This is a genomic window from Microcystis aeruginosa LEGE 91341 (assembly GCF_015206885.1).
Taxonomy (GTDB): Bacteria; Cyanobacteriota; Cyanobacteriia; order Cyanobacteriales; family Microcystaceae; genus Microcystis; species Microcystis aeruginosa_H.
Map to the genome: position 1 here is coordinate 1 of NZ_JADEXY010000132.1, position 11842 is coordinate 11842.

Consider the following 11842-nt stretch of genomic DNA (forward strand, 5'->3'; position numbering starts at 1 on the left):
GTGTTGGGGTGTTGGGGTGTTGGGGTTTTTAGTTGAAATTCCCCACTTCCCCACTTCATAATTCATAATTCATAATTTATAATTCCCACTTCCCTATTTCTCTGTTTTTGGCCATAAAAAACCAACACTCGATCGAGAAAGGATCGAGTTTAGTTAATTTAAGTATTTTACAGTTAATCCCGCGATCAGGCTAAATGCGCTGTAATAAAGATTTACCGTGGGAATCGGTGCTACAGGTGGCGAATAATTGATATTGACGACTCAGAGCGAGCGCTTGTTCGGTTTCCGGTTGACTGGGTAGCCAGGGTTTGGGATTGCCATAGGCATAAAAAGCCTCAATACCATCAATACCCAATTCTACCGCCGCCGCCACTAAATCGGCCGCGGGGCGATGGTAACGAAAGGGATGAGCCAGAACAACTAAAGCTCCCGCTTGCTGTAAACTGTTAATGACTCTAGAGGCTAAAGCCAGATCTCCTTCCGGTTTGGTTCTTTGCAGATAGGGAGTCAAGACGACGTGAGCGGGATCGAAACCATAGCCAAGAATATGCACTTCTGTCTCTAAGAGATCCGCCGTAATTTCTACCCCTGTCCAGAGATGGGGTAGAGAACTCTTTAAATGCTGATTTTCCAGCCAAATTTGGGCTTGTCGATAACCTTCGATCGAGTGATGATCGGTAATTGCTAATCCTTTTAGTCCGATATCTAACGCTTGTCTCATCAAGCCTTGGGGACTCATTTGACCATCGGAACAATGGGTGTGAATATGGAAATTGTAATGGTGGGGACAACTATCATAGCCAATGTTTGCCCACACCGCTTTCAGGGCGAGGGTATCTTGAGCTAGGGGTGGGATTGTAGCAGAAACGACCATGCAGTATTGAGGAAATTTCCCAAAGATTACAAATTGTTAACAGTCAGCATAACAAATAGCAAAAAAAATTGGGTAGCTGCTGTCACCAGTAATACTAAATCCTGTTTCCAAGGTATGGGGAGGTGGGAGAAGGAGGAAGGAGGAACAGTCCTGAGCACTTTTATCAAAAAAGCTATATTGATCGATCTTTATAAAATCTTTAGAATCCACATTCCGCACCCTAGTCGTTGAAATCAACAGTTGCTCTAGTTCTTGTATAGTAAGACTTTTAGCGATTACTAAGAATTATAAAATGTCCCACTCTAGTCAGCGATCGCCAGCTTAATGAAAGTTCATCTCAATAATTTGGTATCAGGGCTATCAGATTTTGAGGGCTAATTGTTCATCTGCTGGGCAAACAAATTAGCCTGTAATTCAGAGCCGGCAATCGTTTTGACAATTTAGATAAAATTTGCAATGTGACACTTTAGGGTGCGGAATGTGGGTTAGAATATTTTGCCTTATTTTTCACTTCACTAGCTTGACACTCAATAAAGATGAGGTTATAAATATGTTTGGCACGGATGTGTCCGTGTTCTGCTCTAACAAAAAACAATAAACAACTCAAAATGACCACCAACATCTCTAGACAACTAACCGCCGGTGTTCTTGCCATCGCTGGCAGCGCTGCAGCTTTCGGCTTTGCCAGTGCTGCTCAGGCTGCTCAAATGAACTACCCCGCCGCAAGCGGACGGGGTATCAGAATCAAAATAGACTCAATTATAGATTTTGGTGTAGCTGCAGGTATTCTTTATCTTGTTCTTTTACATATCTCGCTATCATACCTTCATCCCCATGCTTTCCTACCGTACTTGCGTAATATCCATCACTCCAAAACTCTCCTCCCCACAACTGCTTTTTCACTTGAGGACACTTTTTGAAAATTTCTCTCGCCGTTATACTTTTAATCATTGTCACTATCCTTGTCACACTATAGGTCGGTACTGATTGCACCAGAAAATGCACATGATCTTTATCCACTCCAATTTCTACAAACTTGATCTCATATCGTTTTTCCATCTCTAGACAGACTTCTTTTAACAAGCTATCTACCTGTTCGTCGAAAACGGCTTTACGATATTTGGCTGGGAACACTAAATGATATAGCAAAACACTTACATTATGGCTCTTATGGATGTATTCACTCATTTTTCTATTATACGCCGCGAGCGGCGGGGAATTAGACCCGAAGAGATTAAATGCTAACATTGGCTTTGGTCCTGTTGGCTCAGGCACTGATTACGTTGGCTCCAATCTATCCAGTGCCACCTCAGTTACCTTTGCTAATATAAACGTAGTCAATGTCAACCCAAGCACTTATCTAGGTAACCCCAACGACTTTTTCGCTGGCCCTCTGGCGGTTGCCCTTTTGTCAAATGTAACTCTCTCTCCCCAGACTTTCGACTTCAGTCAACCAGATGGTGTTGCTGGTCCCGGTGCTTTTACCGCAAGCTTTGTTACCGCCGCTGGCACGGCTACTTTCACCACCACCTCCTTCACAACCGATTCTGCTCCTGGTAATTTAAATACTCTGGATCTGCTGCTCCAAGGTACAACCAGTGGAGATGGTTTCGATACCACTCCCTCTAGCATTATTGTTAACTTCAACCAGGTCGGCGGTCCTGGTAATGCAATTAACTATTCTGCTACCTTTAATTCTCCCCCCGCCAGTGTACCCGAACCTTCTGCTATTCTCGGTATCTTAGCGGTTGCTGGTGCTGGTGCTTTCGCTCGTCGCAAGAGCTAGTCGCTGCCATTAAATCAAAAATAATCGAAAAAAGAAGCGTTAAGGTACAACTTAGCGCTTCTTTTCTGGCTAGAGAAGGGAAAGTAAGGAAATTTCCCAAAGATTACAAATTGTTAAGAATCAGCATAGCAAATACCAAAAAAAATTGGGTGGCTGCTGTTACCGGTAACACCGTTAGAGACTGTTCGTCAATGAATATTAAGCGGGAATCGGAACCTTCTTCTGTCTCCCCGCTGATTATCGTTTATCGCTGCCCCTACAGGACTCAAAATCTTGCACCTGTTTCGCGAAACAGTCCCCTAAAACCCTTAATTCGTCCATATTTCAGATTTATTCAGCAAGCCCTATGTACCAAGTTTTTTAGTACAAATGTTCTGACTCCCTCTCCCCGCTCCCTTCTCATAGACAGTCTTGACGAGTAACTTAGATACACTAACAGCTTACTATGGACTAAGAATACTAAAGTTTTAACTAGAATGGATAACTATCGGTGGCGAAATAAATAAACCAGATCTAACCGACAGTATCAACCAATTAACCATGGCAGAATGGATTATTTACAAAGAATTTCGCTTTGAAGCGGCCCATCATTTACCCCACTACGAAGGTAAATGTCGCCGTCTCCACGGTCATAGTTGGTTAGGACGCGTCTATGTGAAAAGTAATCAGTTACAGTCCCAAGGCTCACAACAGGGAATGGTGATGGATTTTAGCGAAATTAAACAATATTTACAGCCGCTACTCGATAATTTTCTCGACCATTATTATCTCAATGAAACCACTGGTTTAGAAAATCCCACCAGTGAGGAATTATCGCGCTGGATCTATGAAAAATTGGCAAAAGCTGGTTTACCCAATCTTCATGCCGTCGAAATCCGCGAAACCTGTACCTCTGGATGTACCTATTATCCCTAATCGGCAAGCTATCATTAGCTAGGATGGATTGCAAACCTATCCCACGAATCGGATGAAGGAGTTAGGAAAAACCTAATATGCTATCTACTGCCAAAAAACTTTATGACACAGACTTTAATCTTTGGGTAGAAGAAACCGCTAACCTACTTAAGGAAGGTAAGTGGGAGTACCTCGATTTAGAAAATCTGATTGAGGAAATTGAGACAATGGGTAGGAGTGATAAAAAGGCTTTGAAAAGTAATTTAGAAAAGCTATTGCTTCACCTCCTTAAATGGAAGTATCAACCCTCTAAACGTTCTCATGGTTGGCAGTATTCTATCACCGAACACTGTTTGAGATTGTTAGAAGTTTTTGAAGATAGCCCAAGTCTCAAGGTATATTTTGAGGAAGTTTTTGATAAGTGTTATCAAAATGCTTGCCTACTTGCCGCTAGAGAAACAGGGTTAGATAAAAGGCTCTACCGAATCTGTCATGCAAAACTATTAACAACTCATGCTTGTAAAGCTTGTACAGCAAGGCTTTGAGTTTTTGTTAAATTGATATTTATCAACTTTAGAGCATTGCTGGACAGAGAGGGAGCTTGGGGAATTTTCTACAGTGTAAGTTCGGAAGAACCAGATAAAAAAACTTTTCCTGATATCTGTCCTTTTGCCAAAACTGATATCATCAATCCTGAATATCTACCAGATTAATACTAATATTGAATCAGTCGGCAACATCAAAACTACTGGTTAAAGTTTATGAAATTCCCCGTCACGCTCTACCAAGATGAAGAAGGATGGTACATTGTGGAATGTCCCATTCTTCCGGGCTGCCTAAGTCAAGGTGAGACTCAAGAAGAAGCTCTACAAAATCTCAAAGAGGCCATTGACTTATGTTGAGAAGTTAGAAAAGAAAAAGACCTACCTTTGACAATTATAAAATAGCAGGTTGGGCCTTGCTATTGCTCAACCCAACCCCTATTTTCCTAGATCAAAAATTTGTTGAAATAAATCCCAAAGTTCTCAACTCAATTGTCTTATTTTGACTTCTTCCCTTGAGATAGTTGGCGATTGCAGAAAGCACCCAATCCCAATAAACCTAAGCCTAAAATTGTGCTGGGTTCAGGAGTAGAAACAGGTGGAAAAATTCGGGTAAGTTTAATATTGTTAGCACCACTAACGGTAGCAAAGGCTAGATCGAAAACTAATGGATCGGGTTCGACATTAACATCAAGGTCAACCAACGCGTTAGTGTTTGGATTAAATCCATCTATACCTCCTTCCAGTTTTGCGGTAGCCGTTCCATTAAAAGGGAAAACCGCCGCTATGTTAGAAGGGTATTGAGTAGCCACTACACTATCAATTGCAAGACCAGCACCCCTATCATCAAAGGCTGATGCCCCTGCTGTTAACACCGTATTTTCAAGAATAAACTCGAATTTTAACCCGGCATTCTCTAGGGGAGTCCCGTCGGCCAAAGTGACTGACATTAAAGCGAATCCCTGATCCGGGGTGGAGCGGAGAATCGATCCCCCGAAAAAGATATTGTCTGAAAAGTCGAAGATTACTTGAATGCTACCGCCTTGAGGACCGCCGATTCCATTATCACCAATGCCCATGTACAGGGAAGCCGGCTGATCGACATCAAGTGAAAAAGGTACGGAAAATTGAGTATCTACAACAGTGAAGCCGCCACCTGGTGGAAGAACAACGGAACTAAGTACCCCCGATGTAAATGGTGTACCACCTGGATAATATCCCAAGCTGCCTATTTGGGCGGCAGGGGCATTCACTCCGAAGTGTAACGCCATATCACCATAACCCAAGCCGAATCGATTCACTTCTCCAAAAAGACGGAAGTTAGCTTTTAGGTCAATAGCTTGTGCCGTACCTGCTGTCGCAAGACTGATAAGTATTCCCCCCCCAATGAAGTTTTTGATAAGTTTAGCTAATTTCATAAGCACATACCTCTTAAAAAATGTGGTTCTGCCCTCGTTGTCAGGCAAGATGCTTCTACCATACATTTAGGAAAATACGGGAGCATCTCACTTTGGTAATAAACAGAAATACTTAAGGGGTAAAAAAGAGAATTCAACAAGGTTATCATTAAGATAAGCATAACAATGGCGAAGCACTTGCGGAACATTAGTGTGGTTCTGCCTAAACCATAATATGTATGTATTCCCCTAGAGGTATATATATCAACCATTGATTTTACTTAATCTTACCATTGACTTTAATAAATCTTAAAAATACTCTAAGTTACTTATAAAAATAAAGGTATGTTAGCGACAGCGTAACACGCCCTACTTATCGCTCTCTTACTCAAAGGCAGAAGCACTATCTTCCTCATGAATCGGCAAAATTCAGTAAAATAGCAATAGACCAAATCAGAGAGAAAAAATTAGCTATGGCAACTACATCCGAAGACGTATGGCGACTCTTAGCCGAATTAGCGACTGCTCAAGCTGAATTAACTGCCGCTCAAAAAGAAACTGACAAACAACTGAAGGAAGTTAGTCAGCAACAGAAGAAAACTGACAAACAACTCAAAGAATTAGGTCAGCAAATTGGGGGACTCGGTGCAAAATTCGGCAGCTTTACCGAAGGACTTGCCCTCCCTTCAATGGAAACGATTCTCAGACAACGCTTTGGTATGGAAGTTATTAGTCCTAGTGTGCGAGTCAGTAAAGATGGAAAACACCTAGAAATTGATGTTCTTGCCTATACCAATGGTCAGCTAAATACTGCTTATATCGTCGAGGTTAAAAGTCATGCCAGAGAGGAGTCGATTTCACAATTAAAAAGTATTTTGCAACGGTTTCGCAACTTTTTCCCTGAACACAAAGATAAAAAACTCTATGGCATATTAGCGGCGGTTCATTTATCATCAGAATTACGCGAAAAAATTCTGCAAGAAGGGTTTTATGTGGCTCGGATTCATGACCAAGTATTTGAATTGGATATTCCCGATAATTTTCAACCTCGACTTTATTAAAAATTTAGATATAATACTAAATCCTGTTATTAAAAACTGATTATTTATTCCCCCTTTTGCATGAGTGCATGAGCAGAAAACGGGTTTCTCGGAGAAACCCGTTTTCTGTGCGTTACTCAACGGATTTAGTATAAAAGGACAGGGTTTCAAACCCAGGATTTGCGGTGATACAATAAAGTTAGGCAAAAATGCGATCAATCGCAAGAGATAAAGCATGGTTCAAGCACCCATCGAACCCCAACTTTTCTATCCTGACTCCGACGGTAAACCTATGGCCGACAACACAGTTCAATATCGCTGGATTGTTCGCTTGGTTGCCAATCTCAGGCATTTATTTAAGGACCAAACCGTCTTTGTCGCCGGAGATTTGCTCTGGTATCCCCAGCAGGTAACTGTACCCCCCGCTCCCCGTCAAGCTCCCGATGCCATGGTGGTTTTCGGCCGTCCACCGGGTGAGCGCGGCAGCTACAAACAATGGGAAGAAGACAATATTGCTCCCCAGGTAGTGTTTGAAATCCTCTCTCCGAGCAATAGTGCCAGGGAAATGCTCAAAAAGCAGTCTTTCTATCGGGAGCATGGGGTATTAGAAATGTTTTTCTATGACCCGGACTCCCACGATTTCTGGGGATTGGTGCGGGCCAATCAGCAAGAGGATTTTTTCCCAGTAACGGCCTTGAATTTTCCTTGGACTTCCCCAATACTAGGGATTCGGTTTGAGATGTTTGAAGAGGGTTTAGAGGTCTTTTATCCCGATGGGGAACGATTTAAAGACCCTGAAACCCTCTTTGAGGAGCGCAATCAAGCACAACAAGAACGCGACCAAGCACAACAAGAACGCAACCAAGCACAACAAGAACGCGATCGCGCCTTTGCCCGATTACGGGAATTGGGCATTGACCCGACACAGTTGTGACTATAATTAATCTTCAGCGGAGATACCGTCATCTTCCACCACCGCTTCGGTGATAGGAGAGGGCGGAATTTCCGTTAGGGGAGATAAATCGGCAGGGGGGGCCACCACGCGATCGAGTTTTAGGGTTAAATAACGAATAACCTCATCACTTAAACGCATGGCCCGTTCCATGGGAGCGACTTGTTTGCCGCTGGCCTGATAATTCATCTGCACATAGACACCATCATTGAGTTTTTTGATGGGATAGGCCAGACGTTTTTTACCCCACACCTTCACTTGAATGTCTGTGGCGCTGTGTTCGCTAATCAGAGTTCGATAACGTTCCACTTGTTGCTGAACGACTTCTTCCCCTAAATCGGGACGGAGAATGTAAAGAGTTTCGTAGTTATTGCTCATCTCAGAATCCTTATGGACTAGAAGGCTTCTTTGTCAAGGGCAGAGGTTAATTGATTTTAATAACTCTCTAGCTTTTAATAAAGAAGCAAGGATATATGATCATACTACTATCCGAGAGTCGATCGCTAGTCATTCCCAGAAAAATATGGCGCAACGCTATGTACGAGTGAAACATCGTCAAGGACAAATCTTCTACGGACTGTTACAGCTAAACCGTAGCGTTGCTGTCTTTGATGCCCCTCCCTGGCAAGGAGGGCAACTAACCAAACTAGAATTAGAACCTGATAGCTACCAACTATTAGCCCCCTGTTTCCCGTCGAAAATTATTGCTGTGGGCAAAAATTACCGCGCCCACGCCGCCGAGATGGAAACACCTGTACCGGGCGAACCGCTTTTATTTCTCAAGCCACCGACGACAATTATCGCCGACGGTGAAACGATTTTCTATCCGCCCCAATCGGAAAGAGTAGATTATGAGGGAGAATTAGCATTAATTATCGGAGAAACCGCCAAAAACTGCACCACAGCCCAGGCCAGAAGCAAAATCTGGGGTTATACCATTGCTAACGATGTCACCGCTAGGGATTTACAGAAAAAAGATAGCCAATGGACGCGGGCGAAAGGATTTGACAGTTTTTGTCCCCTCGGCCCCTGGATTGTCCGGGAACTGAGTATCGGGGCGCAATTAACCACTTTTCTCAATGATGGCAGCGACCCCAAACAAAGCAGTTATCTCAGCGATATGGTCTTTCCCCCCGATGTTTTGGTGGCTTATATCTCCCAAGTGATGACCCTGCTGCCGGGGGATGTGATTTTAACGGGAACTCCCGAAGGAATCGGACCGCTGCAGGTGGGGGATCAGGTTCGAGTGGAAATAGAAGGCATCGGGGTTTTGGAAAATCGCGTCATGGCAGCAGAAATCGATTAGCGATAATTAACAATCCTAGCGAATACGGCGGGGTCTAGACTAGCCCCACCGACTAAAACCCCGTTTATCTGCGATTGAGCCATAATTTCATCGATATTATCGGGTTTTACCGAACCACCGTACTGAATGGTGACTTCGGGATTGTCTAATTGTTGCCGAATCAAACCGATAACGCGGTTCGCTTCCTCGCTTTCGCAGGTTTCCCCCGTGCCAATCGCCCAGATGGGTTCGTAGGCGATAACGAGGTTTTTTTGGTCAACATTGACTAAACCTGCTTGAATTTGCTTGATAATTACCTTTTCCGTTTCTCCAGCATCTCTTTGGGCCTTACTTTCTCCCACGCAGAGAATTGGGGTTAAACCATGTTTTTGGGCAGATATAACCCTTAAATTGACGGTTTCATCGGTTTCGCCAAAATATTGCCGGCGCTCACTGTGACCGATAACCACATAGTGAACCCCAATTTCGGTTAACATATCCGCCGTGATTTCGCCCGTATAAGCCCCCGATTTTTCCCAGTGGACATTTTGCGCCCCCAAGCGAATACGACCGCCGTGGAGGGTTTTAGAGAGGACAGCTAAAGCTGTGAAAGGCGCGCAAAGAACCACTTCTCGGTCGTCGGGAGTTTCCTCTAGATGGGATTTAAAATCTTGCAAAAACTCCAAAGCTTCTCTCTGGGTTTTGTGCATTTTCCAGTTACCTGCAATAACAACTTTCGGCACAGCTTAATTAATTTAGTAGATTTGATAATTTATGGTACATTTTACTGTAAGCCTTTTTGTTACCCTAAGCAAGATCACCGATAATCGCTGTCTGTCATGAACAGATTTTTTTAATACTTTTACCTGTACCTAGGGCTTGCTGAATAAATCTAAAAACTTTGTTGGATAAGGCTTTTAGACTTTTTTGACCTCAAAAAGTGCCTACCATTGGAGTGATCGGGGGTAAAATTCCTGGACTTTTTCCCTGAAAATTAGGTAACTGACTACCTCAAAATCGGTAAAACCCCACACCCCACACCCTGCCCCCAGGAAAAACTTTTTGCCGCAGACCCTACCCATGCCCTAATCCCCTACCAAATCCTCATGCGAACCTTAGCGATCGGCGATATTCATGGTTGCTCGAAAGCTCTAGATCACTTGCTAGAGATCGTCAATCCCAAACCGCAAGATACTTTAATCACCCTCGGTGATTACGTTAATAAGGGCAAAGACTCGAAAGGGGTGATCGATCGCCTGATTTCCCTACATAAACAGGGCAATTTGATTCCCCTCAAAGGTAATCACGAGATTATCATGCTGCAAGCCCGTCACAACCCCCTCAAACAGCGTCTCTGGTTAGAAAAAGGCGGTAAAGCTACTCTAAAATCCTATAGCGAAGGCCACCTGATTAAAATTCCCGAATCCCACTGGGATTTTTTAGGAAAAGTCTGTATAAATAGCTACGAAACCCCAAATCATTTATTTGTTCACGCTGGTCTCGATCCCCATCTACCCCTAGCCAGACAACCAGAATACAAACTCTTTTGGGAGAAATTTCAATATCCTGCCGCCCATAGTTCGGGAAAAACCATGATTTGTGGCCATACCAGCCAAAAAAGCGGTAAACCGGTTAATCTCGGCCATGCCATTTGTATCGATACTTGGGCTTACGGCAGAGGTTGGTTAAGTTGTTTAGAGGTGGAAACGGGTAAGTTGTGGCAGACTAACCAGCGAGGAAATTTTCGCATTAGCCATATTCAAGATTATTATCGTTCATCCTCTCTACGTCAGGACATTAAGGACGGTTCGCCGATTTTTGGCCGTTCACTCTTGTCAAGAGCGGCAGCAATGACATTTAAGGGCAAATAACTGGGGTAAACTCCCTCGCGAGCGCGTTTAATATCCGTTTCCTCTAGGGGAAGTTGGTATTTAATCGCAATTGCCTTGAGGATATCGCCGCGATCGATTACTCCCGCTACGGCGGAGGCCGGTGTTAACACCGTGATCATGGGGTCCGGGATAGTTTCCAGTTTCTGCACCACCGTCACTAAGGGGGTTTTTTCCTCAACAGTGGCAATTTCCCCGAGGGGATGGGCAATATCAAGCAGTTGTTTTTCTGACCAGCAACTCCGCTCGATCGCCTGTAAATCTGCCACCCGAATTAATCCCCGATAACGCCCCTCGGAGGCGGCAAAATAAGCAGTATTAGCGGCTGCTTGGTCTAAAACGTATTCTTGGACGAATTCCTCTAGGGTTTGATGGGCGTTTAAAACCCGCAAATTTCTGCTCATCACCTCTCCCGCTTGCAAATTGAGGAGACTTTCCTGCAAATTAGTCAAATTATCGTAAGCGCGGGCATTTCTGAGGATAAACCAGCCCATTAATCCTAACCAAGCACCCCCCACATCTGCCGTCAAGAGAACCGAGAAAATCCCCAAAATAATCCCTAACCAACCGATGAATTGACCACTGATCGCAGCCCAATGTAAACCCTTCCAGCGATCGCCAGTTGCTTGCCAGACCATTGCTTTTAAAATTTGACCGCCATCGAGGGGTAAACCGGGGATAAGATTAAATAGAGCCAAAAACAGGTTAATTATCGCTAAATGACCGCATATATAGGTTAAATTAGCGTTTAAATAGGGTAAGTGACTGGCTAGGGATAGGAGACAAAACAGGAGAAAACTGACGAGGGGTCCAGCGATCGCTACTTGCAGGGCCTCTGGAGGAGTCCGCGATTCTCGCTCGATCGAGGCCATTCCCCCAAAGAGAAACAGGGTAATGGAATTGACCTGGATGCCTTGGGAGCGAGCCATGAAACTATGACCTAATTCGTGGAGTAAAACCGAGATAAACAGCAATAAAGCGATGATTAAACCAAGTAACCACGCTAAACCGAAACTCTGGCCAGCCAGAGACTGAATTTCTGCATCGGTGGCATTGATCAGGGTGACAAAAGCCAAAATCAAAAACCACGAGGAATCAATATAGAGAGGAATGCCCAATAAAGAGCCGATTCGCCAATTTGTACGCATAATTTTCAGTGGGGAAGTGGGGAGGTGGGGAAGTG

Annotated in this window: 15 protein-coding genes; 8 read left to right on the forward strand and 7 right to left on the reverse strand. The window is 43.9% G+C overall.

Going from position 1 to position 11842, the window contains the following annotated elements; all coding sequences use genetic code 11:
- Window positions 1-190 precede the first annotated feature (190 nt).
- From IQ234_RS16920 to tnpA, 3 genes are all read right to left on the reverse strand, one after another.
- Window positions 191-874 carry a PHP domain-containing protein gene (locus IQ234_RS16920; RefSeq protein ID WP_193957934.1) on the reverse strand — a complete coding sequence of 228 codons (684 nt, stop codon included), beginning with the start codon at window positions 872-874 and terminating at the stop codon, window positions 191-193.
- Between the two features lie 466 nt (window positions 875-1340).
- A complete protein-coding gene (locus IQ234_RS16925; RefSeq protein ID WP_193957935.1) occupies window positions 1341-1529 on the reverse strand; it encodes a hypothetical protein in 189 nt (62 codons plus the stop codon).
- Window positions 1530-1633: 104 nt separating this feature from the next.
- On the reverse strand, window positions 1634-2062 hold the full coding sequence (gene tnpA / locus IQ234_RS16930; RefSeq protein WP_193957433.1) for an IS200/IS605 family transposase: 429 nt from the start codon (window positions 2060-2062) through the stop codon (window positions 1634-1636).
- Here tnpA and IQ234_RS21325 point away from each other — a divergent pair.
- The 4 genes from IQ234_RS21325 (at window position 2049) to IQ234_RS16950 (ending at window position 4456) form a co-directional block, all read left to right on the forward strand.
- On the forward strand, window positions 2049-2660 hold the full coding sequence (locus IQ234_RS21325; protein WP_228008593.1) for a PEP-CTERM sorting domain-containing protein: 612 nt from the start codon (window positions 2049-2051) through the stop codon (window positions 2658-2660). The two genes, tnpA and IQ234_RS21325, sit on opposite strands and share 14 nt — an antisense overlap.
- 540 nt (window positions 2661-3200) lie before the next feature.
- Complete coding sequence (gene queD, locus IQ234_RS16940; protein ID WP_193957936.1) at window positions 3201-3575, forward strand: 6-carboxytetrahydropterin synthase QueD; 375 nt, start codon at window positions 3201-3203, stop codon at window positions 3573-3575.
- A 77-nt stretch (window positions 3576-3652) separates the two neighbouring features.
- A complete protein-coding gene (locus IQ234_RS16945) occupies window positions 3653-4099 on the forward strand; it encodes a DUF29 domain-containing protein (protein ID WP_193957937.1) in 447 nt (148 codons plus the stop codon).
- Window positions 4100-4315: 216 nt separating this feature from the next.
- Window positions 4316-4456: a type II toxin-antitoxin system HicB family antitoxin gene (locus IQ234_RS16950; protein WP_193957938.1), complete on the forward strand. Its 141-nt coding sequence runs from the start codon at window positions 4316-4318 to the stop codon at window positions 4454-4456.
- Between the two features lie 137 nt (window positions 4457-4593).
- Here the strand turns inward: IQ234_RS16950 and IQ234_RS16955 are convergent, their stop codons facing one another.
- On the reverse strand, window positions 4594-5514 hold the full coding sequence (locus IQ234_RS16955; protein WP_228008594.1) for a PEP-CTERM sorting domain-containing protein: 921 nt from the start codon (window positions 5512-5514) through the stop codon (window positions 4594-4596).
- 452 nt (window positions 5515-5966) lie between these two features.
- Here IQ234_RS16955 and IQ234_RS16960 point away from each other — a divergent pair, with 452 nt between their 5' ends.
- Both IQ234_RS16960 and IQ234_RS16965 read left to right on the forward strand, forming a co-directional pair.
- Window positions 5967-6554, forward strand: coding sequence for a DUF3782 domain-containing protein (locus IQ234_RS16960; RefSeq protein ID WP_193957939.1), 588 nt, complete (start codon window positions 5967-5969; stop codon window positions 6552-6554).
- Window positions 6555-6768: 214 nt separating this feature from the next.
- A complete protein-coding gene (locus IQ234_RS16965; protein WP_193957940.1) occupies window positions 6769-7467 on the forward strand; it encodes a Uma2 family endonuclease in 699 nt (232 codons plus the stop codon).
- Between the two features lie 6 nt (window positions 7468-7473).
- On the opposite strand, the gene rpsF is transcribed toward IQ234_RS16965, so the two are convergent.
- Window positions 7474-7863 (reverse strand): 30S ribosomal protein S6, encoded by a 390-nt coding sequence (gene rpsF / locus IQ234_RS16970; RefSeq protein ID WP_002769143.1) that lies wholly within the window; start codon window positions 7861-7863, stop codon window positions 7474-7476.
- A 145-nt stretch (window positions 7864-8008) separates the two neighbouring features.
- On the opposite strand from rpsF, the gene IQ234_RS16975 reads away from it, so the two are divergent.
- Complete coding sequence (locus tag IQ234_RS16975) at window positions 8009-8791, forward strand: fumarylacetoacetate hydrolase family protein (RefSeq protein ID WP_193957941.1); 783 nt, start codon at window positions 8009-8011, stop codon at window positions 8789-8791.
- Here the strand turns inward: IQ234_RS16975 and tpiA are convergent.
- Complete coding sequence (gene tpiA, locus IQ234_RS16980) at window positions 8788-9513, reverse strand: triose-phosphate isomerase (protein ID WP_193957942.1); 726 nt, start codon at window positions 9511-9513, stop codon at window positions 8788-8790. The two genes, IQ234_RS16975 and tpiA, sit on opposite strands and share 4 nt — an antisense overlap.
- A 363-nt stretch (window positions 9514-9876) precedes the next feature.
- Here tpiA and IQ234_RS16985 point away from each other — a divergent pair, with 363 nt between their 5' ends.
- On the forward strand, window positions 9877-10641 hold the full coding sequence (locus tag IQ234_RS16985) for a metallophosphoesterase family protein (protein WP_193957943.1): 765 nt from the start codon (window positions 9877-9879) through the stop codon (window positions 10639-10641).
- On the opposite strand, the gene IQ234_RS16990 is transcribed toward IQ234_RS16985, so the two are convergent.
- Complete coding sequence (locus tag IQ234_RS16990; RefSeq protein ID WP_193957944.1) at window positions 10560-11807, reverse strand: site-2 protease family protein; 1248 nt, start codon at window positions 11805-11807, stop codon at window positions 10560-10562. The genes IQ234_RS16985 and IQ234_RS16990 overlap by 82 nt on opposite strands.
- Between the last annotated feature and the right edge of the window lie 35 nt (window positions 11808-11842).

Bases quoted from the DNA above. Each gene is read 5' to 3' on its own strand.
- IQ234_RS16985 (WP_193957943.1), top strand. From the start codon at position 9,877: ATGCGAACCTTAGCGATCGGCGATATTCATGGTTGCTCGAAAGCTCTA.
- IQ234_RS16990 (WP_193957944.1), bottom strand. From the start codon at position 11,807: ATGCGTACAAATTGGCGAATCGGCTCTTTATTGGGCATTCCTCTCTAT.
- IQ234_RS16965 (WP_193957940.1), top strand. From the start codon at position 6,769: ATGGTTCAAGCACCCATCGAACCCCAACTTTTCTATCCTGACTCCGAC.
- IQ234_RS16960 (WP_193957939.1), top strand. From the start codon at position 5,967: ATGGCAACTACATCCGAAGACGTATGGCGACTCTTAGCCGAATTAGCG.
- IQ234_RS16955 (WP_228008594.1), bottom strand. From the start codon at position 5,514: ATGAAATTAGCTAAACTTATCAAAAACTTCATTGGGGGGGGAATACTT.
- IQ234_RS16975 (WP_193957941.1), top strand. From the start codon at position 8,009: ATGGCGCAACGCTATGTACGAGTGAAACATCGTCAAGGACAAATCTTC.
- IQ234_RS16950 (WP_193957938.1), top strand. From the start codon at position 4,316: ATGAAATTCCCCGTCACGCTCTACCAAGATGAAGAAGGATGGTACATT.
- IQ234_RS16945 (WP_193957937.1), top strand. From the start codon at position 3,653: ATGCTATCTACTGCCAAAAAACTTTATGACACAGACTTTAATCTTTGG.
- queD (WP_193957936.1), top strand. From the start codon at position 3,201: ATGGCAGAATGGATTATTTACAAAGAATTTCGCTTTGAAGCGGCCCAT.
- IQ234_RS16920 (WP_193957934.1), bottom strand. From the start codon at position 874: ATGGTCGTTTCTGCTACAATCCCACCCCTAGCTCAAGATACCCTCGCC.
- IQ234_RS21325 (WP_228008593.1), top strand. From the start codon at position 2,049: ATGTATTCACTCATTTTTCTATTATACGCCGCGAGCGGCGGGGAATTA.
- rpsF (WP_002769143.1), bottom strand. From the start codon at position 7,863: ATGAGCAATAACTACGAAACTCTTTACATTCTCCGTCCCGATTTAGGG.
- IQ234_RS16925 (WP_193957935.1), bottom strand. From the start codon at position 1,529: ATGGCAAGAACACCGGCGGTTAGTTGTCTAGAGATGTTGGTGGTCATT.
- tnpA (WP_193957433.1), bottom strand. From the start codon at position 2,062: ATGAGTGAATACATCCATAAGAGCCATAATGTAAGTGTTTTGCTATAT.